The sequence below is a fragment of the Mesorhizobium sp. M0491 genome (assembly GCF_040321265.1).
GTDB lineage: Bacteria > Pseudomonadota > Alphaproteobacteria > Rhizobiales > Rhizobiaceae > Mesorhizobium.
Window position 1 is genome coordinate 143,841 of record NZ_JAMYRE010000011.1, and the last position, 21,828, is coordinate 165,668.

At 64.7% G+C, this 21,828-nt stretch carries 23 protein-coding genes; 12 read left to right on the forward strand and 11 right to left on the reverse strand.

Features of this window, described 5'->3' with window-relative positions; genetic code table 11:
- Positions 1–23: 23 nt before the first annotated feature.
- Both NKI69_RS16395 and NKI69_RS16400 read right to left on the reverse strand, forming a co-directional pair.
- Positions 24–476, reverse strand: coding sequence for a GNAT family N-acetyltransferase (locus NKI69_RS16395; RefSeq protein ID WP_023813845.1), 453 nt, complete (start codon positions 474–476; stop codon positions 24–26).
- Positions 477–540: 64 nt separating this feature from the next.
- Entirely contained in the window at positions 541–1,293 is a 753-nt protein-coding gene (locus NKI69_RS16400) for a pyridoxamine 5'-phosphate oxidase family protein (RefSeq protein WP_031213766.1), read from the reverse strand.
- 35 nt (positions 1,294–1,328) lie between these two features.
- On the opposite strand from NKI69_RS16400, the gene pdxR reads away from it, so the two are divergent.
- The gene (pdxR, locus tag NKI69_RS16405; RefSeq protein ID WP_023813847.1) at positions 1,329–2,753 is read left to right on the forward strand and encodes a MocR-like pyridoxine biosynthesis transcription factor PdxR; all 1,425 of its coding nucleotides are present in this window, start codon (positions 1,329–1,331) and stop codon (positions 2,751–2,753) included.
- A gap of 50 nt (positions 2,754–2,803) precedes the next feature.
- Here pdxR and NKI69_RS16410 read toward each other — a convergent pair whose 3' ends face one another.
- Positions 2,804–3,298 (reverse strand): hypothetical protein, encoded by a 495-nt coding sequence (locus NKI69_RS16410; RefSeq protein ID WP_031213769.1) that lies wholly within the window; start codon positions 3,296–3,298, stop codon positions 2,804–2,806.
- A gap of 75 nt (positions 3,299–3,373) precedes the next feature.
- Here NKI69_RS16410 and NKI69_RS16415 point away from each other — a divergent pair, with 75 nt between their 5' ends.
- Positions 3,374–4,015 (forward strand): DUF922 domain-containing Zn-dependent protease, encoded by a 642-nt coding sequence (locus tag NKI69_RS16415; protein ID WP_502895812.1) that lies wholly within the window; start codon positions 3,374–3,376, stop codon positions 4,013–4,015.
- An 81-nt stretch (positions 4,016–4,096) separates the two neighbouring features.
- Here the strand turns inward: NKI69_RS16415 and NKI69_RS16420 are convergent, their stop codons facing one another.
- Positions 4,097–5,155 (reverse strand): Gfo/Idh/MocA family protein, encoded by a 1,059-nt coding sequence (locus NKI69_RS16420; RefSeq protein ID WP_023813850.1) that lies wholly within the window; start codon positions 5,153–5,155, stop codon positions 4,097–4,099.
- Between the two features lie 50 nt (positions 5,156–5,205).
- Positions 5,206–5,910, reverse strand: a complete 705-nt coding sequence (locus NKI69_RS16425; RefSeq protein ID WP_023813851.1) for an SDR family oxidoreductase — start codon at positions 5,908–5,910, stop codon at positions 5,206–5,208.
- Positions 5,911–6,037: 127 nt separating this feature from the next.
- Between NKI69_RS16425 and gcvA the strand changes: the two genes are divergently transcribed.
- Positions 6,038–6,937: a transcriptional regulator GcvA gene (gene gcvA, locus NKI69_RS16430; protein ID WP_023813852.1), complete on the forward strand. Its 900-nt coding sequence runs from the start codon at positions 6,038–6,040 to the stop codon at positions 6,935–6,937.
- Here the strand turns inward: gcvA and NKI69_RS16435 are convergent.
- On the reverse strand, positions 6,934–7,395 hold the full coding sequence (locus tag NKI69_RS16435) for an Lrp/AsnC ligand binding domain-containing protein (RefSeq protein ID WP_023813853.1): 462 nt from the start codon (positions 7,393–7,395) through the stop codon (positions 6,934–6,936). The genes gcvA and NKI69_RS16435 overlap by 4 nt on opposite strands.
- A 127-nt stretch (positions 7,396–7,522) precedes the next feature.
- Here NKI69_RS16435 and NKI69_RS16440 point away from each other — a divergent pair, with 127 nt between their 5' ends.
- Entirely contained in the window at positions 7,523–8,518 is a 996-nt protein-coding gene (locus NKI69_RS16440) for an ornithine cyclodeaminase family protein (protein WP_023813854.1), read from the forward strand.
- Positions 8,519–8,874: 356 nt separating this feature from the next.
- Here the strand turns inward: NKI69_RS16440 and NKI69_RS16445 are convergent, their stop codons facing one another.
- Positions 8,875–9,492, reverse strand: coding sequence for a helix-turn-helix domain-containing protein (locus NKI69_RS16445; protein WP_023813855.1), 618 nt, complete (start codon positions 9,490–9,492; stop codon positions 8,875–8,877).
- A 138-nt stretch (positions 9,493–9,630) separates the two neighbouring features.
- Here NKI69_RS16445 and NKI69_RS16450 point away from each other — a divergent pair, with 138 nt between their 5' ends.
- The 3 genes from NKI69_RS16450 to NKI69_RS16460 are packed head-to-tail and all read left to right on the forward strand — an operon-like array spanning position 9,631 to position 13,609.
- On the forward strand, positions 9,631–10,764 hold the full coding sequence (locus NKI69_RS16450; protein ID WP_023813856.1) for an NAD(P)/FAD-dependent oxidoreductase: 1,134 nt from the start codon (positions 9,631–9,633) through the stop codon (positions 10,762–10,764).
- Between the two features lie 55 nt (positions 10,765–10,819).
- Positions 10,820–12,421, forward strand: coding sequence for an ABC transporter substrate-binding protein (locus tag NKI69_RS16455; RefSeq protein ID WP_023813857.1), 1,602 nt, complete (start codon positions 10,820–10,822; stop codon positions 12,419–12,421).
- Positions 12,422–12,424: 3 nt separating this feature from the next.
- Positions 12,425–13,609, forward strand: a complete 1,185-nt coding sequence (locus NKI69_RS16460; RefSeq protein ID WP_245273302.1) for a serine hydrolase domain-containing protein — start codon at positions 12,425–12,427, stop codon at positions 13,607–13,609.
- Here NKI69_RS16460 and NKI69_RS16465 read toward each other — a convergent pair.
- Positions 13,606–14,319: a 3-keto-5-aminohexanoate cleavage protein gene (locus NKI69_RS16465; RefSeq protein ID WP_352441261.1), complete on the reverse strand. Its 714-nt coding sequence runs from the start codon at positions 14,317–14,319 to the stop codon at positions 13,606–13,608. The genes NKI69_RS16460 and NKI69_RS16465 overlap by 4 nt on opposite strands.
- 197 nt (positions 14,320–14,516) lie before the next feature.
- Between NKI69_RS16465 and NKI69_RS16470 the strand changes: the two genes are divergently transcribed.
- A complete protein-coding gene (locus tag NKI69_RS16470) occupies positions 14,517–14,711 on the forward strand; it encodes a hypothetical protein (RefSeq protein WP_023813860.1) in 195 nt (64 codons plus the stop codon).
- Positions 14,712–14,765: 54 nt separating this feature from the next.
- Here NKI69_RS16470 and NKI69_RS16475 read toward each other — a convergent pair whose 3' ends face one another.
- Complete coding sequence (locus NKI69_RS16475; RefSeq protein WP_023813861.1) at positions 14,766–16,883, reverse strand: EAL domain-containing protein; 2,118 nt, start codon at positions 16,881–16,883, stop codon at positions 14,766–14,768.
- 399 nt (positions 16,884–17,282) lie between these two features.
- On the opposite strand from NKI69_RS16475, the gene NKI69_RS16480 reads away from it, so the two are divergent.
- The gene (locus NKI69_RS16480; protein ID WP_023813862.1) at positions 17,283–18,350 is read left to right on the forward strand and encodes a phosphatase PAP2 family protein; all 1,068 of its coding nucleotides are present in this window, start codon (positions 17,283–17,285) and stop codon (positions 18,348–18,350) included.
- A 143-nt stretch (positions 18,351–18,493) separates the two neighbouring features.
- Here the strand turns inward: NKI69_RS16480 and NKI69_RS16485 are convergent, their stop codons facing one another.
- Together NKI69_RS16485 and NKI69_RS16490 are read right to left on the reverse strand one after the other, a co-directional pair.
- Positions 18,494–18,994 carry a hypothetical protein gene (locus NKI69_RS16485; protein WP_023813863.1) on the reverse strand — a complete coding sequence of 167 codons (501 nt, stop codon included), beginning with the start codon at positions 18,992–18,994 and terminating at the stop codon, positions 18,494–18,496.
- Positions 18,995–19,160: 166 nt separating this feature from the next.
- On the reverse strand, positions 19,161–19,487 hold the full coding sequence (locus NKI69_RS16490; RefSeq protein WP_023813864.1) for a DUF1330 domain-containing protein: 327 nt from the start codon (positions 19,485–19,487) through the stop codon (positions 19,161–19,163).
- 173 nt (positions 19,488–19,660) lie between these two features.
- Between NKI69_RS16490 and NKI69_RS16495 the strand changes: the two genes are divergently transcribed.
- The 3 genes from NKI69_RS16495 to NKI69_RS16505 all read left to right on the forward strand — a co-directional run bounded on the left by NKI69_RS16495 (position 19,661) and on the right by NKI69_RS16505 (position 21,773).
- Positions 19,661–20,353, forward strand: a complete 693-nt coding sequence (locus NKI69_RS16495) for a winged helix-turn-helix transcriptional regulator (RefSeq protein WP_352722027.1) — start codon at positions 19,661–19,663, stop codon at positions 20,351–20,353.
- 67 nt (positions 20,354–20,420) lie between these two features.
- Complete coding sequence (ada, locus tag NKI69_RS16500; protein WP_023813866.1) at positions 20,421–21,533, forward strand: bifunctional DNA-binding transcriptional regulator/O6-methylguanine-DNA methyltransferase Ada; 1,113 nt, start codon at positions 20,421–20,423, stop codon at positions 21,531–21,533.
- A 12-nt stretch (positions 21,534–21,545) separates the two neighbouring features.
- Positions 21,546–21,773, forward strand: coding sequence for a hypothetical protein (locus NKI69_RS16505; protein ID WP_023813867.1), 228 nt, complete (start codon positions 21,546–21,548; stop codon positions 21,771–21,773).
- The last annotated feature ends 55 nt before the right edge of the window (positions 21,774–21,828 follow it).

The window sequence follows — 21,828 nt, forward strand, 5'->3', positions numbered from 1 at the left end:
TCCGGGCGGGACGGGGCGGGAAACTACAAGGTTCTCTTATAGCCGAGATGGCTGCCGGTGAAGCCGAGGCTCTCATAGAAGCGGTGCGCGTCAGCGCGCGACCTGTCGGTGGTCAACTGGACGAGGCCGCAGCCGCGCACCCGGCACGCATCGATCGCCCATTCGATCATCAGCCTGCCGACGCCCCCCGAGCGCCGGTGGCCGGCAACCCGAACCGCCTCGATCTGCCCGCGCCACGCGCCCTTGCGCGAGAGCCCGGCAAGGAAAGAAATCTGCAAGGTGCCAATCACCTCGCCGCCCTCGACAGCCACCGCCAGCAGTTGACTGGGATCGGCGTCGATGGCGTTGAAAGCATCGACATAGCCTTGCGCCAGCGGCAAGGAAGCGTCCTCGCGGCCGGCGCCAAGCGGATCGTCGGCCAGCATCGCGACGATATCAGGCAGGTCGGAGGCCTGCGCACGGCGGAAGGTGATCATGGTGTCGAGATATCGCGAGGCGGCGGCAGCGGCAAGATTTGAATACGCTCCCACTAGGCGCTGGCTAAACTTCGCCCTCATACGCCAGCTGCGCCTGCGTCAGCGCGTCATCAAGTCTCGCACCCTCGGCATATCTAGCCAGATTCTGCGGCCGCTCCACACCGGGCAGCAGCCTCGGACACGGCTCGGTGGCGCCGACCACCATCCGCACCGGGATGACGCCGGCCCACACCGGATGCCCGTAATCCTCCTCGTCGTCGCCGACGCCCTTGGCGCGCACTTTGGCCGACGCCTCCTCGATGCGCATTCCGATCACCATCGTCGCCTTGGCCTCCTGCACCGAGATCGGCCGCAAGGTCTCGCTCCGGCCGGGATAGAAGCGGTCGACGACTCCGGCCAGCGCCTTCAGTTTCTCATCAGGTTCGTCGATGATCCGCGCCGTGCCGAAACACATCGCCGAGCGGTAATTGGCGGAATGGTTGAAGCCCGAGCGCGCCAGCACCAGCCCGTCGAGATGCGACACCGTCAGACACGCCGGCGTGCCGCCGCGCAGATAGCGCAGCATGCGGCTGGCCGACGAGCCGTGCCAGTAGAGCATGTCGTCCTCGCGCCAGTGGATGGTCGGCGTGCAATAGGGCTGGCCGTCGAACGTATAGGCGACATGGCACAGAAGCCCGGCATCCAGCACCGCGAAGACTGCCGCATGGTCGTAGCTGCCGCGCTCGTGCAGGCGCTTGACGCGGTTGCGGCTGGTGGTCGGAAAGCTGGCTGGCGTGTCGTTCACGGCTTGCATCCTTGGTTGTTGTCTGCCAACCATGCGCCATGACATTGGTTGATAAAAGAACCAATCCGATGAAGAAAAAACAGACCAATTTGCCGGATTGGTCGGCGCTGATCCCGGTCCTGCCGGGCGACGGCCCGCGCAGCCGCGAGCTTTATGCGGCGCTCAGGCGGCTGATCGAGACCGGCGCGCTGGCCGCCGGGGCCAAATTGCCGACCACCCGGGATCTCGCACAGCGCTTCGGCCTGTCGCGTTCGGCGGCGGTTGCCTGTTTTGAAATCCTGGTCTCGGAAGGCTTCGCCGTCGCCAGGATCGGTGCCGGAACCTTCGTCGCGCCTGACGTGCCGCATCTGCCGACAACACTGGTCAAGGCGCGTCCGCCGGAGATCGACGCAGCCACCTCGCTGCCCTGCGGCCTTGGCGTGGCGGTGTCCGATCCGCGCACGCTTGATTTGTTTCGCATCCTTCTGTCGCGCCACCTCGCTCGCCCCGGGCCGGAGCATTTCCGCTATGGCGATCCCCGTGGCGGCCTGCCGCTGCGCACGGCAATTGCCACCTATCTCAGGACCGCACGCGGCGTGCGCTGCGACGCCGGCCAGATCGTGCTGACTTCGGGCACGCAGCAGGGGCTGGATCTTCTGGTGCGCGCCGCGCTCAGCCCCGGCGATGCCGTCTGGATCGAAAACCCCTGTTACCCGATGGCGCAGGCCGTGCTGGCCGGCAGCGGCGCCAGGGTTTTTGGGGTACCGGTCGACGCGGAAGGGCTCGATCCCGAGATCGGCGAAAGCCTGTGCTCCAAGGCGCGCGCGGCCTATGTCACGCCCTCGCATCAATATCCGCTCGGCGTGACGATGACGATGCGCCGCCGTCTCGCTTTGCTCGACTGGGCGCGGCGCAACGATGCCTGGATCATCGAGGACGACTACGACAGCGAGTTCCGCTATGCCGGCCCACCGCTGACCTCGCTGCAGGGCATGGACGGTTCAGACCGTGTCGCCTATCTCGGCACCTTCTCGAAAATCCTCTTCCCCGGCCTGCGCATCGGCTATGTCGTGGTGCCCGAAGCGCTGCTCGATGCCGTGATGGCGGTCAGGGCGCGCTCCGACCGCTTCCCCTCGACGCTGGCCGAAGGCGCGCTGACCGACCTGTTGAACGAAGGCCATTTCGCCGCGCATCTCCGGCGCGTGCGCCGCCGCGTCCAGGCCGCGCGCGACGTCCTGGTCGCCGGCCTCGAGGCGCATTGCGGCGATGCCCTCGAAGTAACCGTGCCCGAACAGGGGCTGCATTTGATGGCGACGCTGAAGGACGCCGGGCCGGACACCGCGATCGTCGAGGCGGCGAAGGCGGCGGGTGTCGGCGCCAGGGCCTTGTCCTCAATGTTCATCGGCGGGGCGCCCCGGCAAGGTCTGGTGCTGGGTTTTTCGGGGTTTTCGGACGAGGAGTTGATGGCCGCGACGGTGCGACTGGGTGGGGTGGTTCGGCAGCAAGCCCGGTGAGCCAACGAGAACCGCCTCATTGGTGCGCCGGCATCGAACTGTAGAGCCCCTCAATCCCCCTCCGCTGGCCCGGCCTTGCCGCACTGCGCCAGCACCTTGCCGATGGCCGCACTGGAGCCCTTCAGCGGAAAGCTGATCTCGCCATATTTGGCTGAACTGACCGACACATCGCCCTTCCCTCGCAGCAGGTCGAGCAGCGGATCGGCTTTCGCCAGATTGACCACGAAGTAGTTGTACATGGCCTCCAGCTGCAGCGTCTTCGTTACCGTCTTGCCGTCGGCCTTGAACGCGAACGAACCGCTGATGCCAGGCTCCAGTTGCTGGCCGGTGGCACCGAGATCGTAGCTCAGCACCGGCGTGTCGAAACAGGTCAGCATCAGATGCGCATCGCCTTTCGGCCCGCCGCAGACCGAGGCGGTCAGCACGCTGCCGCCCTCGTCTTCCTCCATCTTGGCGCTCCAGCCACCGCACGACGCGGCAAACGCCGGCTGCGCGGCCTGCAGGACCGCAACCGCACCGACGACGACGAGATGTCCAGCTCTCATGACTCCCCCCAATTGACTGCCTCCAGGGCATTTGCAGCGCCCGTCGGCAGCATATAGGAAAAGCGATCCGATGGCATGCCCGTTGCGGCAACCAGTCCTGTTTCGCGGAGAGTTGGATTGAAAGCCTGCGTTCGCCTGTGTCTGTCCTTTGCCGCCCTGCTGGCCTCGCCGCTCACCGCTCATGCCGAGTGGAAGCCGGTCGAGAAGATCGAGCCCTACGCGATCTCGGGCCGGTCCGGCGCCGAACTCTACCGCTCGATCGGCGAGAAAGGGCCAAAGCTCGGCATTGCCCGTGCCATCGCCTACACCAATTTCAAGCTGACCTGGGGGTTAAGGGACTACCGGCCCAGGGGCAAGGACTGCGTGCTGACGGCCGGGCGGCCGAAGCTGATCGTCACCTACACCTTGCCAAAACCCTCCGGCTCCCTGCCGCCCGCCGTCCAGAAGAACTGGGAAACCTTCATCGCCGGCGTCGCCGCCCATGAGAAGGTGCATGGCGCCAGCATGGTCCAGATGGTCCACGATATCCAAGCCGCTACGGACGGCCTGACCGTCGCCGACGATCCCAAATGCAGCAAGACAAGGGCCGAGGTGGTCAAGCGGCTCGACGCGATTTCGAAGGCGCGTGTGCAGGCAAGCCGAGATTTCGACCGCGTCGAATTCGGCGATGGCGGCAATTTGCAGAAACTGGTTTTTTCGCTCGTGACCGGCCCCTGACTGGCGCAGCCTCCAATCCGAAGTTGGCGGCAGTGCTATCTCGACCGCTGGCGCCCGCGCTCTCCGCCGCTTCGCCCCAGCTCACCGCGTTTCCGCACTCGCCCGCAGCTCCGCGCGCTTCTCGTCCGATACCACTGCCAGATCCAGCACCTGCTGCAATTCGGCGGCATGGCGGAAGGACGGTTCGGCTTGCACGCCGGATCGCACTGCGTCAGTGAAACGCTGGTAGTTGGTCGGCACCGTGCCGGCGTCGAGCTCTTCCCATATAGCGTTCTCGACGTTTTCGCCGATGCAGGCCTTGAGCGTCGAACCATCGAGATTGTGCACCACTTCGATGCCCCCCTTCTCGCCATAGATGCGCAGACGCAGCTCGTTGAGATGGCCTGTTGCCCAGCGGCTGGCATGCACCACGCCGAAGGCGCCGTTGGAAAAGTCCAGCGTCATGGCGAAGCTGTCATTGGCGTCGAGCCCGTAGTCGCCGATGCGGTTGCCGGGCGCCTTGTCGAAGGCGCGCAGCCGGCAGAAGACATGGTCGATGTCGACCGCGGCGCCATAGCTGGCGAAATCGAGGATGTGGATGCCGACATCGCCAAGCACGCCATTCGAGCCGTGGCCGCGCGACAGGCGCCACAGCCATTTCGGATCGGTGCGCCAGTCGCCCCAGAATTTCGACACCAGCCAACTTTGCAGATAGGACGCCTCGACATGCCTGACCATGCCGATCTCGCCCGCCTGCACCATCTGGCGAGCCTTCTGCAGCGCGGCGACGTTGCGATAGGTCAGGTTCACCATGTTGACGATGCCGGCGGCCTCGGCGGCGTCGGCCATCTCGGTCGCCTTGCCGAAGTTTTCGGCCAGCGGCTTCTCGCACAACACCGGCTTGCCGGCGGCGATCAGCGTCATGGTGGTCGGGTGATGGATGCGGTCGGGCGTGACATTGGCCACCGCGTCGAACTCGCCCCATGCCAGCGCCTCATCCAGCGCGGTAAAGCGGTTGGGAATGTCAAAGCTGTCGGCGAACTCGCCGACCCGGGCCGGATCGACATCGACCGCGCCGACAATGTCGACGCCGTCGATGGCGATGAAGCGCCGCGCATGTTCCTGCGCCATCCAGCCGGTGCCGAGTATCAAAAGCCGCATTCTTTGCTCCTTGGGGTGAGATGCCGGAGTCCCCCTCCCGATCGACGCCCTCAAATAGCGCGGATAATGCCGCCGTCGACCCGGATGTTCTGGCCGGTGATATAGCCGGCGCCTTCCGAAGCCAGGAAGGCGATGGTCGCGGCGATCTCTTCCGAGGTGCCGTAGCGCTGCATCGGCACGCTGTCGCGGCGCTCCTCGGTGGCCGGCAGGCTGTCGATCCAGCCGGGCAGCACATTGTTCATGCGTACATTGTCAGCGGCATAGGTGTTGGCGAAGATCTTGGTGTAGGCGGCAAGCCCGGCGCGGAACACGGCGGACGTCGGGAACATCGGGCTCGGCTCGACCACCCAGGCGGTCGAGATGTTGATGATGGCGCCGCCCTTCTGCTTGACCATCTGCGGCGCCACGATGCGCACCGGACGGATGACGTTCAGCAGATAGACATCCATGCCGGTGTGCCATTGCTCGTCGGTGATTTCGAGGATCGGCGCGCGCGGCCCGTGGCCGCCGCTGTTGACCAGCACGTCGATGCGGCCAAAGCGCTCCAGCGTCAGGTCGACGAGGCGCTGTAAATCTTCATTGGATTGGTTGGAGCCGGTGACGCCGAGCCCGCCCAATTCCCCAGCCAGCGCCTCGCCTTTTCCGGAAGACGAAAGGATGGCGACCTTGAAGCCGTCCGCCGCCAGCCGCTTGGCCGCCGCCGCACCCATGCCGCTGCCGCCGGCCACCACCACAGCTACTTTTTCTACACTCATCGGATTTTCCTCTCAGGGTTGGCGGGCACCGCAAACGGTGTTTTCGGGAGTTGAACGTCGATATAGCTGGTTTTCCACACCGGTTCGAACCAGAATGCTTGAAATCAACCTGTAGAAAAACTCCTGCATGCCCGAAGCCTTCCTCAGCCTGCCGCCATTGAATGCGCTGCGCGCCTTCGAAGCCTCGGCGCGTCATCTCAACTTCCGCATCGCGGCCGAGGAGCTGAACGTCACTCAAGGGGCGGTCGCCCAGCACATTCGCGGGTTGGAAGCCGATCTCGGCACAAAGCTGTTCGAGCGGCTGCCGCGCGGCCTGGCGCTGACCGATGAGGGCCGCGCCTATGTGCCCAACATCCGCCGCGCCTTCGACCTGATCTCCGAGGCGACGCTGCTGTTGCGTCCCGAACCGGCGCGGCTGACGGTCAGCGTGACGCCAAGCTTCGCCACCAAATGGCTGATCCCGAGGCTGCACGACTTCGTCGCGCACAACCCGCTTGTCGACCTGCGCGTTCTGGCCAGCGAGAGCCTGTCGAGCTTCCAGGCCGATGGCGTCGACATCGCGGTGCGCCAGGGCCGCCCACCCTTCGGCGCCGGTCTGGTCGTCGACCTGCTGTTTCCCCAGCAGATCATCGCCGTCTGCAGCCCGGCCTTGCTGCAGGAAGATGCTGCTGAAATCGCAGCCTCCGAAATCCAGCACCATGTGCTGCTGCACGATGCCCACAATCTGTGGCCGGAATTCATGGAGAAAGCGGTCGGCTTGAAGATGACGACCGAATTGAAACGGATGCGCTTCAACCAGACGGGCCTCGCCATCGACGCCGCCGTCGCCGGCCAGGGCATTGCGCTGGCCAGCCGCTTCCTCGTCGCCGCTGATCTCGCCACGGGCCGCCTGGTTCAGCCCGTCAGCGGCGAAATGCGCGGCACGCAGGATTTTTATGTCGTGATGCCGAGAAAGCAGCGGCACCCGGAGCCGACGCAAGCGGTGCGGCAATGGCTGCTGGATGCGGGGGAACGGCCGCCGGTCTAGATCGGCAGCAGGGCGTCGGGCTTCACATTGGCGATCGAGGCGTAGGTGTGCGTTTCCCGCACCCCGGGCAGCGGCAGGATGACCCGCTGCAAAAAATCCTGGAACATCGCCATGTCGGCGATGCGCGCCTTGACCAGATAGTCGAAGCCGCCGACCACCATGTGGCATTCGATGATCTCGGGCGCCCGCAGAACCGCCTCGGCGAAGCGGTCGAAGACATGCGGCGCCGTGTGGTCGAGCCGCACCTCGATGAAGACGAGCTGCGCCTGCCCGATCCGAGCAGGATCGAGCACCGCGCGCACGGCGCGGATGAAGCCTTCGGCGAACAGCCGCTTGACGCGCTGCGTCGCCCCGGTCGGCGACAGGCCGACCCGCCGCGCCAGATCGAGCGTCGTGCGGCGGCCGTCCTCCTGCAACAAACGCAGCAGCGAGCGGTCGATACGGTCGAGATCGTCCATTTCAGGATTCACGCTTTGTGAGCCGGGCACGCGTGATAGTCACGCCAAAATAACGAAAACAGCATATTTCATCACGCTGATAGATCGCAATACCGTTGTCGTGCAACCCATAACGAAAGCGGATTCCATGACATCAGCGATATCGACCTCCCGCAGCGCCCAGGCCAAGGGTGACACGCCCGTACTCATCCTGAGCGAGGCCGAGGTGAAAACCTGCATCGACCTGCGCCAGCTTCTCGACGTGCTCGCCGGCGGCTTCAAGGCCTTGTCCGGCGGCAAGGTGGTCAATCCGGCACGGCCGCAGCTCGACATTCCGCAGGTCGGCTATTCGCTGGCGATGTCGGCATGGATGGCAGGCATGCATCTGACGGTGAAGATCGTCAACGTCTTCGAGGGCAACGTCGCCAGAGGCATCCCCAGCCACCTCGCCACCATCCATCTGTTCGATCCGCAGACCGGCATGCCGGTCTGCGTCATGGACGGCACCTACATCACCGCCGTGCGCACCTCCGGCTCCGCCGTGCTCTCGGTGCGTGAACTCGCCCGCCGCGACGCCAAGGTCGCGACGGTGGTCGGCGCCGGTGTGCAGGCCGGCCAGCATCTCAATCTTCTGCCGCTGGTGCGCGACTTCACCGAGATCCGCGTCGTCTCGAAGGAATTCGCCGATGCGCAGGCGCTTGCCGCGCAGCATCCCGGCGTCGTCGCCGTCGCCGATATCGAGGCCGCGGTGCGTTCGTCCGACGTCGTCTGCCTGGCAACGCATTCCTATGCGCCGGTGATCTCGGCCGACTGGGTGCGGCCCGGCACTCACATCTCATCGGTCGGCGTCGCCCCGCCCGGCGGCGAACTGCCGGTCGAGCTTATCGGCAGGGCCAGCCTGTTCGTCGAGACCAGGGAGGCCTTTGCCCCGACGCCGGTCGGCTCCTGCGAACTCGCTGACCTCGATCCGCAAACCGGAACCGAGCTCGGCGACATGCTGCTCGGGCGGCGGCCGGGACGGGTTAGCGCCGATCAGGTCACCGTCTACAAGGCCATGGGCGTTGCTATGGAGGACATGGTGGCGGCCGATCTCGCCTATCGCGAGGCGGTTCGGCGGGGAATGGGGCGTGTGGTTGCGATGTAGTGGGGGCTCAATTGTCGAAGCCAGCGCCGCCCGTCAATAGGATCGTCCTTCTCCCCGTTTACAGCAGGGCTATCGCATATGGATTCTTGCGAGGAAGAACCCCCACCCTAACCCTCCCCACAAGGGGGAGGGAATGCTGCCGCGTGCCTTTAATTCTTGTTGGCGCCGAAAAGACAGGCGATTCTCTTGGGTCAGCGCCAACGGAAGTCTCCCTCCCCCTTGTGGGGAGGGGTTAGGGGTGGGGGTCCGTGCCGGGCAGACATCTCAGGAATTCCATATGCGATAGCCCTGCCCTTGCGGGGAGAAGATGGCGGCAGCCAGATGAGGGGCGGCGCAGCCATCGAGAATGTTAGTCCCTACCCCTCCACCGTCTCCAGCACGCTCAGCAGCGTGCCTTCCATATCAGGCTCGTCGCCGGAGCAGACGCACAGCATCTCGGCGTCGCCCTCGCCGACCGAGAGGTAGGCATGACCCATGGTGGAATCGATGTAGACGCTGTCGCCCTGTTTCAGCCGCACCGGCGCGTACTGGTCGGTGTGCAGTTCGATCTCGCCCTTGAGCACGATCAAAAATTCCTCGCCGGCATGCCTGGTCAGCGGGCCGAATTCCTGCGGCGTGCGGGCGCGTGCATAGGCGTGGATCGGCACCATGCGCTTGCGCACCAGATCGGTGGCCAGATAGCGGTAGTCGTAGTTGCGGGTCAGCTGGCGCAGCGTGTTGGACTGCGAAGTCACCGAACGACGGGTGCGCGCGGCCGGCTGCTTGCGGTCGCCGCTCAGCAGCTCGGTGACATGGATGCCCAGCCCCTCGCAGATCTGCAGCAGCTTGTCGTAGCTCAGCGACATCTGGTCGTTCTCGACCTTGGACAGCGTCGACACCGCGACGCCGGTCAGCGTGCTGACCTCCTGCAAGGTCCAGCCATGCGTTTTCCTCAAGCCGCGCAGACAATCACCGAGGTTCGGTTGCTCCGACATCGTCAGCTCCGTTGCGCGGCCCCATCGAGCCGCCAGTCCACCCTAGGTAGTCCAACTCTCTGCCGCCATCAACAACACCAACAATTTTCTTATACGCTAAATATTGACTGGATACGAAATTATTTCTACCCCTAGGGCATGCAGTCCAAGTCTCTCCAAAAAATCGTCGTCATCGGCGGCGGCATTGCCGGCCTTTCGCTGGCGGCGGCCGTGCAATCCTGGGCCGAGATCACCGTGCTCGAGCGCGAGCCGCATCTCGGCTACCACGCCAGCGGCCGCTCCGCGGCGCTGTTTTCCGAAACCTATGGCAATGCGCTGGTGCGGGCGCTGTCGCTGGCCAGCCGACAGGCGATCATCAATGGCGGCTTCGCCGCCCACCGGCGCGGCGCGCTGCACGTCGGCGGTGTCGAAGACAGTGCAGCCGTCGACCGCATGGCGGCCGAGATGCAGGCGCTGGTGCCAAGCGTGCGGCGCCTGTCAGCAACAGAAGTCACCGCGCTGGTGCCGGTCATCGCCACGGCAACCACCTGCGGCGGCGTGCATGAACCCGGCGCGCTCGATGTCGACACGGGAAAGATGCTTGCGGCTTCAGCCTCCGCGCTCAAGGCCGGCGGCGGCGTGATCCGCACCGGCGAGGAAGTGCTGGAGATTTCCCGCGTCGCAAACGGCTTCAGCGTCACCACCAGTGCCGGCGCCTACCAGGCCGACATCGTCGTCGACGCCGCTGGCGCCTGGGTCGATGTCGTCGCCGGGCTGGCCGGTCTCTCCGGTCTCGGCTTCCGGCCCAAGCGCCGCACCGCCTTCCTGTTCGATCCGCCCGCCGGCACGGACATCAGCGCCTGGCCGCTGGTGGTCGATTTGCATGAACAATTCTACTTCAAGCCCGATGCCGGCAGGCTGATCGGCTCGCTGGCCGACGAGACCGATTCCGAACCCTGCGACGCCTATCCGGAAGACATCGACGTCGCGATCGCCGTCGACCGCATCGAACAGGCGACGTCGCTGCGCATCGGCCGTCCGTCGACGCCCTGGGCGGGCCTGCGCACCTTTTCGCCTGACCGCACGCCGGTCATCGGCTTCGACCCTCGCCTGCCCGGCTTCTTCTGGCTTGGCGGCCAGGGCGGCTACGGTTTCCAGGTGTCGCTGACGCTGGCGCGGCTGGGCTCAGTGCTGCTACGCGGCCAGCCGCTGCCGGACGATCTCACGGCACGCGGAATCACGTCCGCCGCGCTTGCGCCCAACCGTTTCATCACCCCGGCGGCGACGCCATGAACATCACCGGCCTGCCCTTCCCTCAACCCGTAAAGTGTCATCAGGAGCGTTTGCGATGAAATCCGTTCTGCGCGCAGTGCTTACCTCGTCCCTGCTGGCCTCATCCGTCCTTCTCGGCGGACAGGCCTACGCCAAAACCCTGGTCTATTGCTCGGAAGCCAATCCCGAGACCTTCAACCCGGCGATCGGCACGGCGGACTCCACCATGGATGCCGCCGCCAAGACGATCTTCAACCGGCTGGTCGAGTTCAAGCCTGGCACGACCGAGGTCGGGCCGGCGCTGGCCGAAAGCTGGGAGGTCTCAGCCGAAGGCAAGATCTACACATTCCACCTACGCCACGGCGTGAAATTCCAGTCGAACGACCACTTTACACCGTCGCGCGAGTTCAATGCCGACGACGTGCTGTACACCTTCAACCGCCAGCGCGACGCCAGCAATCCCTACCACAAGCTCGGCGGCGGCGCTTACGAGTATTTCAACGCACTGGGCATGGGCACGCTGATCGACAAGATCGACAAGGTCGACGACCACACCGTGCGCTTCACGCTGACGGCTGCCAATGTCACCTTCCTGCCCGGCATTGCGCTCGACTATCTCTCTATCCTGTCGTTGGAGCAGACCGAAAAGATGGTCGCCGCCGGCACGCCGGAATTGATCGATAGCGAGCCCGTCGGCACCGGCCCGTTCGTGCTGCAGGCCTATGTCCCCGACAGCCAGATCCGCTACGCCGCCAACAAGGATTATTGGCGCGGCCCGCCGAAGATCGACACTCTGGTCTTCGCCGTCACGCCCGAACCGACCACGCGCGTCGAGCGTCTCAAGGCCAACGAGTGCCAGGTCGCCGCCCCGCCCCCGCCAAGCGCCGTCGCCGATTTGCGCACCGATCCCGACATCACCGTGCTCGACCTCAAGGGTCAGAACATCGGCATTCTCGGCTTCAATGTCGAACATCAGCCGCTCGGCGATGTGCGCGTGCGCATGGCGCTGGCCAAGGCCGTCGACCGCAAGGCGATCGTCGACGCCGTCTATGCCGGCGCCGGCACGGTCGCCGGCAGCGTCGTGCCGCCGGCGCAGATCGGCGCCGTCACCGATGCCGGCATCGACTATGACCCGGATGGCGCGAAGGCGCTGCTGAAGGAAGCCGGCCACGAGAGCGACCTGAAAATCAGCCTGTGGGCGATGCCGGTATCGCGGCCCTACAATCCCAACGCCAAGCGCATGGCCGAGATGATCCAGGCCGACTGGGCGAAAGTCGGCGTCAAGGCCGAGATCGTCAGCTTCGAATGGGGCGAATATCTCAAGCGCACCGCGGCGGGCGAACAGGACGCCTACCTGCTCGGCGGCAGCAGCGACAATGGCGACCCCGACAACATGCTGAGCTATCTGCTGTCTTGCGACGGCGTGAAGGGCGGCTCCAACCGCTCGCGCTGGTGCGACAAGGATTTCGAGAAGCTGCTGCAGGACGGCCGCGTCGCCGCCGATCCGAAACAGCGCGCCGACATCTATGCCAGGGCGCAAGCGATCCTGAAGGTTGAGGTGCCGGTGGCGCCGATCGCCCATTCGGTGGTGGCGATCCCGATCCGCAAGAGCGTGCTCAACTACGTGCTCGACCCCTTCGGCCGGCAGAACTTTGCCGATGTCGATATGGCGGAGTGAAGCTTGGCGACCCTGCCCTCGGGCTCGGCCCGAGGACGCACCGACATCATCTATGAAACCAGCAATTTAGCGGCGAAAGCAGAATCCATGCGTGAAGACCTGAACGCCCTCCTCAAGACCTATCTCACCGATGGCGCGGTAGGCGCATCACTCGCATACTCCACTGGCGCCGCACCAACCACCCTGACCGCCGGCCTAGCCGACCGGGAGCATGGCATTGCCGTCTCGCCTGAACGCCTGTTCAAGATCGGCAGCTGCACCAAGACCTTCGTTGCCGCGGCCCTGGCCAAGCTCGCCCAGGACGGCAAGCTCGATCTCGGAGCGCCGATCTCCGGCTGGTTTCCTTACCTGCCGGAAGCAAAAGACATTTCGGTGCGCCAGTTGATCAACCACCGCAGCGGCCTGCCGGAGTTCGAATATTACATTCCGATGGATCCGAGCCGGCAATGGACGCCGCGGCAACTGGTCGACATAGCCTTCGCTTCCGACAAGCAGAAGGCGCCGGGCGGACCCGCCGTCTACAACAACACCGGCTATGTGCTGGCCGGCATGGTGATCGAGGCGGTGACAGGCCAGTCGCTGGGCGGCTATGTCAGAAGCGCGGTGCTGCAGCCGCTCGGCTTGGAGAATACCTGGTCGCCGGCCACCGAAGCCTTTCCGGAAAAGTCGATGGTGCGTGGCTACTACCACCGCCCCCCGCCGCCGGCGAATGCGCCCACCGACATCGCCTCCGGCGGCGAGATGTGGCGCATGGACGGCGTGCTGCGCTACTCCGACGAATTGCAGGATTCTTCCGATTCCTTCCCGTTCGGCGCCGCTTATGGCTGCGGCGACATGGTGTCGACGCCGTCCGACATGGTGAGCTTCATGCGCGGTCTCTTTTCCGGCAGAGTGCTGTCGCCGCCGTTCTTCGCCGAGATGTTCGAACACCGCGTGCCAGCGAGTTTTCCGGGCACCCGCATGCGCGAGACCGGCGCCGGCATGTTCCAGAGCGCCTACGCCAACCGCGCCTTTTACGGCCACCAGGGCAGTATCCCCGGCTACGTCGCCGTCATGCTGCATGACCCGATCTCAGAGCTGACCATCGCCATGACCAGCAATGTCGGCTCCGGCAACCGACTGTCCTTCCAGGCTAGCGGCTTGCATCCGGTGGTGGATAAGGCGATCCAGATCATTCTGGAAAACTAGCCGCGAAAGATCGCCACGGCGGCAGCGATGATCGCCGCGTTATCCTTCGCCACAGTTCCATCGGCGAGCGTCTTGCCGTCTTCCAGGCCGACCCGTGTCGACCAGCGCTTGCGATACGCAAGCTCGACGAGGGGCCAGACAGTTGTGTCGACGCCATGCAGCAGGATCGACCGCCGCACCCCTGCGCGATCGAGCACCGTGGCGATGCCGTGTGCCTCGTCGAGTGCCACGGACAGATCCGGGATGTCGATCTCGATCAAGATGCGCAGCACCCGGTCGTGGTCGGGAAGCGCCACGAAGCGCTCAGCGTCGGCGACGGTGGCAAGCCCGGCCTCGATGCCGACGCCACGCTGGCGCAACAGCTCCATCACGCGAGGCGCATCCACCTCCGACAGATTGACCGATGCATAGTCGGGCAGTTCCCGCCAGCCGGAGATCGCCGCACGGGTCCGCTCGACATCGTTCTCGATCCAGGCGCCCGTCGACACGCCTATAAGCGTGCCCGGACAGGCCTGACGCACCGCCAGCACGGTGGCATCGACGGCCGCGAGGCTTTCGCGCCCGTCAAGGCCGCGCGGGTGGATGTGCAGTTCGGAGGCACCCGCGGCGACGCAGGCGGCGGCATCGCCGGCCATCGCCTCGGCAGTCAGCGGTAGCGCGGGATGGAAATCGCGCGGACGCGCGCCGTTGATGCAGGCCTGGACGATCATCGGTCTCACCTCGGACAAGGGAGCCGACAGTCTAGTCGCGCGGCAAGGCACCGCAAAGAGTTGGGTGGCGTCACTCCTGACAGCGCATCTGCCGCGCCCTGTTTCTGCGGCATTTGAATAAAAGCCGCTTGTGGATATTTACCCGGCGTTCCCTCGTCTCCGGCAAGGTCTTCTAGGGCGGGATCATGGAGGGACCATTGACCAGCGATTTTTCAGCCGCCCGCATCCACCTCGAACGCGCCTATCATTATCTGCAAGGCAACGACGAGACGAGTCGCACGGCCTGTGAAGCGCTCGATCTGTTGATCGAAGCGGTGACGGAGGCGCAGCACAGGCGACCCGAGGCTGGAGTGCTGGAGTTTCCGCAATCAACGGCGCGGCGAACCGGATAGACTGTGGCGAGTTTCAGGTCAGTCCGGCCTGGCCTGAAACTCGCCGCACCCGGATCACGATGCCTTGCGGGCCGCCGCTCCCTTGGTCGCACGCACGACAATCCGCTCCAGCGGCTCCGGCCGGTGCAGCAAAAATCCCTGGCCGAAGGCGACGCCCATGTCGCTCAACATGGCCAGCGTGTCCTGCCGTTCGATCTTCTCGCCGACCACGTCACAGCCGAGGCTGCGGGCGATGCTGGTGATGGCCAGCACGATCTCGCGGTCGAAACGGCTTTGCGTGATGTGCTCGATGAAGGAACCGTCGATCTTGATCGCGTCGACGGGGAACCGCCGGAGATATTCGAACGAGCTCATACCAGCGCCGAAATCATCGAGGCTGACCCGGCAGCGCCGCTCGCGCGCCTTGCGCACAAACTGTTCGGCGGCGTCGAAATTGGTGACGGCGGCGGTTTCGGTGATCTCGAAGCCGATGCCCGAATGCGGCGCCCCGGTTTCTTCTATGACGTTGTCCACGAAGTCCCAAAGCTGCGGGTCGCTCAGCGTCTGCGCCGACAGATTGAAGCCAAGCGTCAACGCCCCCGAACGCAAGGCGGCACCATGCCGCGACAGCGCGGTGCGGATGATCCAGCGGTCGAGCCGCGACGCGATGCCGAACCGCTCGGCCACCGGAATGAACTCGCCGGGTGGCACCAGCCGGCCGTTGCGGGCGGCGAGCCTGGCCAACACTTCGACATGGCGGCTTTCCAGCCAGGGACGGCCCAGCCGATGGATTTCCTGGCCAAACAGCTTCAGCCTCCCGTCTTCCATGGCATCGACCGTATCGGCGACGACGCGCGCCGCGTTTAGGCCACCCGAACCCGATGCCGTATCGGTGGAGAAGACGGCAAATCGGTTTCGCCCGGCGGCCTTGGCCGCGTAGCAGGCGTCGTCGGCGCAGGCCAGCGCGTCGGCCACCGTCGTGTTGGCGTCATCGACGAAAGCGATGCCGATCGAGGCCGCCAGCTTGCGCGACTTGGCCGTCGATCCTAGTTCGGCATCGCGAACGGCTGCAAGTACCGCGTCGGCCAGCCGCCCGGCCTGCGCCGTATCGCAATTGGGCATCAGCAGCGCGAACTCGTCACCGCCCAGGCGCGCGGCATGCGCCGTCGAGGGAAGGCAGCCCAGAATGCCTTGGGCAACGCTTTTCAGTGCCAGGTCGCCGGCCGCATGGCCGGCAAAATCATTGAGCGCCTTGAAGTAGTCGAGATCGACATAGAACACGGAGAGCGGCAGCCGCTGCGCGGCCGCGATATGATCGGCCAGCAGCCGGTCGAACGCGGCACGGTTCCAGAGACCGGTGAGCGCATCGTGGCGGGCCGCATAGGCAAGTTCCTGCTCACGCTGCTTGTCTTCGGTGATGTCGCGCACCGTGCCCAGGATCTGCCCCGCCAGCCGGCGGTCCGGGATTTGCGGGTCGGCGATGAAACGCAGCAGGGATTCTATGTGCCGGACCTCTCCGTCGCGTCGGACGATGCGGTATTGCACCGCGGTGACCTTGTCCGTTTCGAGCGGCACCAGATGTGCGCGCGACGCGGCCTCCTTGTCGTCCGGATGCAGATAGCCGAACCAGTGGTCGCGCTCGACTTCGGCGGTGTCGGAGACAAGTCCGAAAATCTCCCTGGTGCGTTCGTCCCAATAGCTTTTGCCGGTGGCGAGGTCGTGGTGCCAGATGCCGGTACCGCTGGCGGCGAGCGCCAGGCGGAAGCGCACATTGACCTGCTCGAGTTCGGCTTCTGCGGCTTTCTGCTTGGAGATGTCGGTCTGCACACCCATCAGCCTGAGCGGCTTTCCCATCGCGTCGCGCTCGACGACGCCGCCGCGATCGAGCACCCACACCCAGTGTCCCTGCTTGTGCTTCAGCCGCAATTCGGTCTCGATGGTGTCGGTCAGGCCGGCAATGTGGCGGTCGCCGCTGGCCAGCGCCCGCTCGCGGTCGTCAGGATGGGTCAGTTGCAGCCACAGGTCGCTGGTGTCGGCAAGTTCGCTCTCATCGTAGCCCAGCATCCGCGCCCAGGTCGCGGAATAGAAGCAGTCGCCGGTCACAAGATCCCAGTCCCAGACGCCAAGATGGGCGCGCTCCAGGGCCTTGGCCCAGAACGTTCCATTGCGACTTTTCTTGCCCTGACGCGCCATCGTCTGCTTCGCCTGCTCCACCGCGGGGCAATCTGCGGCAAAACCAGAGAAGAAACAGTTACCGCGGCGATGGCGGGCTGCTTTGTTGGCTCCCCGCCTGCCGCCTCTGCTCTTCGATTGGCCGGCAAGAACCGGAGTTTCGCATCGGCCGGATCTTCCTAGTCATGGCTCCAGGTCATCGGCCAATCCGATGATCCCGGGATCATCGGCGGCGCCGATGATCGCGTTGCAGAGACAAAGAGGACGGCGCAACGCTTTCGTAAACAGACTCTTTGCCAACAAGCATTCTATCGCTCTAATATTTAGAGATCTATTTGCCCACAAGTGTAACCTGATGGTAATATATCGCCTGCGAAATAATCCAATTATTTTTTTGGACAACTGGCGGGACGTCCTTCGATGAGTGAGCACACAGGTCAGCGCGGCAACAATCGCCGCCCAGCTGCCATCCTTGACCTCGACATCGCGACAACCAGGAGCGGCTGGCTGCTGGTTGCCTTGTGTCTGATCTATGCCATGACCGCTGTTTGCCTGCAGCCGGACCGCTACCTGCATCTGGCGCAATCCTATGCCAAGCCGTTCGCCTTTTTCCTGCCCGCGCTTCTGGCGGCGGGCCTTGGTGTGGCGGGGCTGGCATTTGCCCGGCATACGCCGACGAGGTTCATCCTCGGCGTACTCAGGCACCGCTGGCTTGCAGCCGCACCCGTCATCTTCTTGTTCTTTCTCGGCGTCACCGCATTCACCACCTTGAAGGCCGCCATCCCGGACATGGTGCCGTTCTACGCCGACCGCGCCCTGGCGGACCTCGATCTTCGGCTGCATGGCGCGGATCCCTGGACATGGGCGCACAGCATCGTTTCCGAACCGGTGTCGGTCGCCATTTTCGCCGGCTATGGATATGGCTGGCTTCTGCAATGGTTCGGCGCCGTGCTCTTCGTCGCCTTCTGGAACAATCCGGTCGGGCGTTTGCGCTACCTATGGGCATTCGCGCTGACCACGATGCTGTGCGGCACCGTTCTTGCGACCCTGCTGTCGTCCGCCGGCCCGATATTCCACGACCAAATCTACGGCGGCGACCGGTTTGTCGCGCTGCAGGCCGCCCTGGCGCAGAGGGGCTACGGCGCGTCGGTCCATCTGTACGCCGATTATCTGTTTACAGCCTACCAGAGTGGCCGCCCGGAACTCGGCGGCGGCATCTCGGCCATGCCCAGCATGCATGTTGCGATCGCCACGCTCAACGCATTCTTCCTGGCCCAATTCGGCCGCCGGTGGGCAATCGCCGGCTGGTCCTTCGCGGCCTTCATCCTGTTCGGTTCGGTTTACACCGGCTGGCACTATGCCGTGGATGGCTATCTCTCGATTCTCGTGGTGTCCCTGCTCTGGTACGTGACGGGACGCTTCGTCTTGCCGCAAGCGAGCCGGGATACCGCCGAGGTGGGATTGGCGATCCCGGATCAAGCGGCATAAAGACCGTACCTGCCTGACGCCGCGAGGAGCGCCAGCGGCACGCACCTCCCCGGCTTTTCCTCGCCGAAAGCGGCCGCTGGGCCGGAGCTGCCAACTGTCACGGAGGGCGACCAGGCGGCATTGACGCCGCCTGGCTTCATTGCTTACTGGCTCGGCGCCATCGTGTGTTCGCATGACACTTTCGGGTTCATGTCGGCGAAAATGCCGGTCGGGTTGCCCTTCCAGGCCCAGACATGCAGTTCGTAGAATTCGCCCAGGCCATAGCGGTTGGGCGCGCTGTTGAAATTGAACAGCTGTCCGTCCAGCGACGCCGGCCCCTTCGAGGTGATGTATTCGACCGCCACCAGTTGCAGCGTGCCGTCGGCCATCGGCTCGTACATCACGGCCTCAGGCCGGGCGATATCGATCTTGTCGTCCTTCAGATATCCGCCGTTGACATAGTGGATGCCCATGGCGCCGCCGGTGATGCCGCTGGCGCAGGGAATGGGCGCATAGCCCTCTGATGTAGCGGCCTTGACGTCGAGAAACCGGCTGTTGGCAGCCCGCACCTTGTCAGCCAGCGGATTGGGGACGGACGCAAGCGCGGCCGCTTCCTGATGCGCCTGTGCGAAGCTGGTGCAGACGGCCAGCATGGCCCCGGCCATGACAAGTCTGCAGCGAAAATTTGGCCTGTTGAGAAAGTTCGATATCATCTTCATTCTATTCTTCTTGAAAAAGCACAGCTGGCCGGCCGCCGAAAATACGGAGGCCCGGCAGGCAAGCGCTGTGACTGTTGTTGCTTGGAGATCCCGAAAACGATGCCAGGAATGGTCATCCCTTTGGCAGATACGGGATCGTTCCGGCCAGATCGGTGTTGTCGATCATCTGGAAACGGCTGTCGCTGCCGCCCTGACGGGCCGAAACGAAGGGCGCATAGGCCGGATCATTGGTGAAGGCGCGCGCCGCCGCTTCCGACGGGAACGCCATCAGCGCGATCAGCGTGGTGTCGAGCGGCTTGCCTTCGAGCGTCTTCACATTGCCGCTGCGCGACAGATATCTGCCGCCATGCTTGTGTACGAGGTCGTGCACCGATGCGGCATAGGCCGGCACCCATTGCGGGTCGTTTATCTTGATGTCTGCGATAACGTAAGCGGTCATGATAGTCTCCTGATTGCGGCGCACAGGGTATCCCGTGCAACCGGCCAAGGGCTCGCATGGCAAGGCGCTCGCCAACCAGTCCGCGATCTGTACTGGGGTAGTACAGTTTCCGTACTGGCCGCCTCAATCATGAAGGCCTAATGTTCGACCCAAGTTGGAGGAGAGGCACAATCATGACCCAGCACGGATACAAACAGTTCTGCCCGCTATCGATGGCCGCGGAGGTGCTGTGCACCCGCTGGACGATGGTGCTGATGCGCGAATTGGTGGCGGGTTCGACCCGCTTCAACGACCTGCGCCGCGGTGTCCCCAAAATGTCGCCAACCCTTCTGTCGCAACGGCTGAAGGAGCTTGAGATCGCCGGGATCGTCGAGCGCGGGGAGGTCCGGCGCGAGAAGGGGATCTTCGATTATCGGCTGACGGAGGCCGGCCGCGATTTGCGCCCGGTCGTCGAGGCGATGGGCTTCTGGGGGCAGAAATGGGTCGAGTCCCGGCTGTCGCTCAAGAACCTCGATCCGTCATTGCTGATGTGGGACATGCGGCGCAATTTGAACCCCTCGCCGCTGCCCGAGGGACGCACGGTGATACAATTTCTGTATCAGGACCTGCCGGCGTCCAAACGGTCATGGTGGCTGATCGTCGAGAAGCACGGCGAGGTCGATCTGTGCTGGTACGATCCGGGTTTCGACGTCGACCTCTACGTCTCGACCGACCTGCACACGATGACGGCGATCTGGATGGGATTGCTGACCGTCGAGAAGGCCGGTGCGAAGGTTGCCCTGACCGGCGACCAGGCCATCGGCAGGAAGATGCAGACCTGGCTCGGGCTCAGCCCGTTTGCGATCGAGCCCAAGCGCGCGGCGTAGGAGAACCGGCGGGAGGTTGTCAGGAAACGGGTGGCGGGGCCTTCTTCCAGCGGCTTCAATGCCGGCCATGTTCATCACCCTGGCGAAAAATCTGAAATCCGCGCCGCCGCAAATCGCCGACGATCCGCGCTGGGCGCGTATCGTTGCGCGCGACAAGTCGGCCGACGGCGCATTCTGGTATTCGGTGGCGACGACCGGCGTCTATTGCCGGCCTTCCTGCCCGTCGCGGCGCGCCAATCCGAAAAATGTGCAACTGCACGGCACGCTCGATCAGGCCAGGACAACCGGCTTTCGCCCGTGCCGGCGCTGCAACCCGGATGGCCCATCGCTCGAGGCCGGTAATGCCGCGATGGTCGCCGATGCCTGCCGCAGGATCGAGCAGAGCGAGGAAGAACCGTCGCTCGCTGAGCTGGCTGATGCCGCCGGCCGTAGCGCCGGTTATTTCCATCGTACCTTCAAGGCGGCCACCGGGCTGACACCGAAGGACTATGCCGCCGCGCACCGCGCCGCCCGGGTCCGCCAGGGCCTGGAAGACGGCGCCAGCGTGACGACGGCGATCTACGATGCCGGTTTCAATTCAAGCGGACGTTTTTACGAGAAATCCACCGGCATGCTCGGCATGACGCCAACGCGCTATCGCGCCGGCGGCGCTGATGAAGAGATCCGCTTCGCCGTCGGCGAGACTTCGCTCGGCGCCATCCTGGTCGCGTCCAGTCAAAAGGGCGTCGCCTCGATCCTGCTCGGCGACGATCCCGACGCGCTGGTGCGCGACCTGCAGGACCGTTTCCCCAGGGCACGGCTGATCGGCGGCGACAGCGACTACGAGGCGCTGGTCGCCCGCGTCGTCGGTTTCGTCGAGGTTCCGGCGCTCGGTCTCGATTTGCCGCTCGACGTGCGCGGCACCGCCTTCCAGCAGCGTGTCTGGCAGGCTTTACAAGACATCCCCGTCGGCCGCACGGTTTCCTATGCCGAGATCGCGCAGCGCATCGGTGCGCCGAAGGCAACCCGCGCCATCGCCGCCGCCTGCGCCGCCAACAATCATGCCGTCGCCATTCCCTGCCACCGCGTGATCCGCAGGGATGGCGCCCTGTCCGGCTACGCCTGGGGCGTTGAGCGCAAGCGCGCACTGCTGGAGCGTGAGGCGGCGTCCGACAATGCCAACCGGTCAATTCGGGCCTGACCAGGACCGGCAATGCGCGCGATGGCAAGGTCTCCCACCACCGATACGACCAGCCGGACCCAAGCTGCCGGCAGCCGGCGCGCCGAAGGCTCTAAGTTACTGGTGATGGCGGCCATTGGCGAGATGGTCGATCACGGCAGAGCCGAATGGAGCCGCACCGCGGCCGGCGAGATCGAGCTGCGGTTGTTGACGGGTGAGGTGTTTTTGCTCGGCGAGGTCGCTGTTACTCGTGTCGCGTAGAACGGTTCACCTACCTTCGAAATTCGAATTTGAAAGCAAGCACCGGAGTGAGCGC

Bases quoted from the DNA above. Each gene is read 5' to 3' on its own strand.
- NKI69_RS16395 (WP_023813845.1), bottom strand. From the start codon at position 476: ATGATCACCTTCCGCCGTGCGCAGGCCTCCGACCTGCCTGATATCGTC.
- NKI69_RS16400 (WP_031213766.1), bottom strand. From the start codon at position 1,293: ATGGTTGGCAGACAACAACCAAGGATGCAAGCCGTGAACGACACGCCA.
- pdxR (WP_023813847.1), top strand. From the start codon at position 1,329: ATGAAGAAAAAACAGACCAATTTGCCGGATTGGTCGGCGCTGATCCCG.
- NKI69_RS16410 (WP_031213769.1), bottom strand. From the start codon at position 3,298: ATGAGAGCTGGACATCTCGTCGTCGTCGGTGCGGTTGCGGTCCTGCAG.
- NKI69_RS16415 (WP_502895812.1), top strand. From the start codon at position 3,374: ATGCCCGTTGCGGCAACCAGTCCTGTTTCGCGGAGAGTTGGATTGAAA.
- NKI69_RS16420 (WP_023813850.1), bottom strand. From the start codon at position 5,155: ATGCGGCTTTTGATACTCGGCACCGGCTGGATGGCGCAGGAACATGCG.
- NKI69_RS16425 (WP_023813851.1), bottom strand. From the start codon at position 5,910: ATGAGTGTAGAAAAAGTAGCTGTGGTGGTGGCCGGCGGCAGCGGCATG.
- gcvA (WP_023813852.1), top strand. From the start codon at position 6,038: ATGCCCGAAGCCTTCCTCAGCCTGCCGCCATTGAATGCGCTGCGCGCC.
- NKI69_RS16435 (WP_023813853.1), bottom strand. From the start codon at position 7,395: ATGGACGATCTCGACCGTATCGACCGCTCGCTGCTGCGTTTGTTGCAG.
- NKI69_RS16440 (WP_023813854.1), top strand. From the start codon at position 7,523: ATGACATCAGCGATATCGACCTCCCGCAGCGCCCAGGCCAAGGGTGAC.
- NKI69_RS16445 (WP_023813855.1), bottom strand. From the start codon at position 9,492: ATGTCGGAGCAACCGAACCTCGGTGATTGTCTGCGCGGCTTGAGGAAA.
- NKI69_RS16450 (WP_023813856.1), top strand. From the start codon at position 9,631: ATGCAGTCCAAGTCTCTCCAAAAAATCGTCGTCATCGGCGGCGGCATT.
- NKI69_RS16455 (WP_023813857.1), top strand. From the start codon at position 10,820: ATGAAATCCGTTCTGCGCGCAGTGCTTACCTCGTCCCTGCTGGCCTCA.
- NKI69_RS16465 (WP_352441261.1), bottom strand. From the start codon at position 14,319: ATGATCGTCCAGGCCTGCATCAACGGCGCGCGTCCGCGCGATTTCCAT.
- NKI69_RS16475 (WP_023813861.1), bottom strand. From the start codon at position 16,883: ATGGCGCGTCAGGGCAAGAAAAGTCGCAATGGAACGTTCTGGGCCAAG.
- NKI69_RS16480 (WP_023813862.1), top strand. From the start codon at position 17,283: ATGAGTGAGCACACAGGTCAGCGCGGCAACAATCGCCGCCCAGCTGCC.
- NKI69_RS16485 (WP_023813863.1), bottom strand. From the start codon at position 18,994: ATGGCCGGGGCCATGCTGGCCGTCTGCACCAGCTTCGCACAGGCGCAT.
- NKI69_RS16490 (WP_023813864.1), bottom strand. From the start codon at position 19,487: ATGACCGCTTACGTTATCGCAGACATCAAGATAAACGACCCGCAATGG.
- NKI69_RS16495 (WP_352722027.1), top strand. From the start codon at position 19,661: ATGACCCAGCACGGATACAAACAGTTCTGCCCGCTATCGATGGCCGCG.
- ada (WP_023813866.1), top strand. From the start codon at position 20,421: ATGTTCATCACCCTGGCGAAAAATCTGAAATCCGCGCCGCCGCAAATC.
- NKI69_RS16505 (WP_023813867.1), top strand. From the start codon at position 21,546: ATGCGCGCGATGGCAAGGTCTCCCACCACCGATACGACCAGCCGGACC.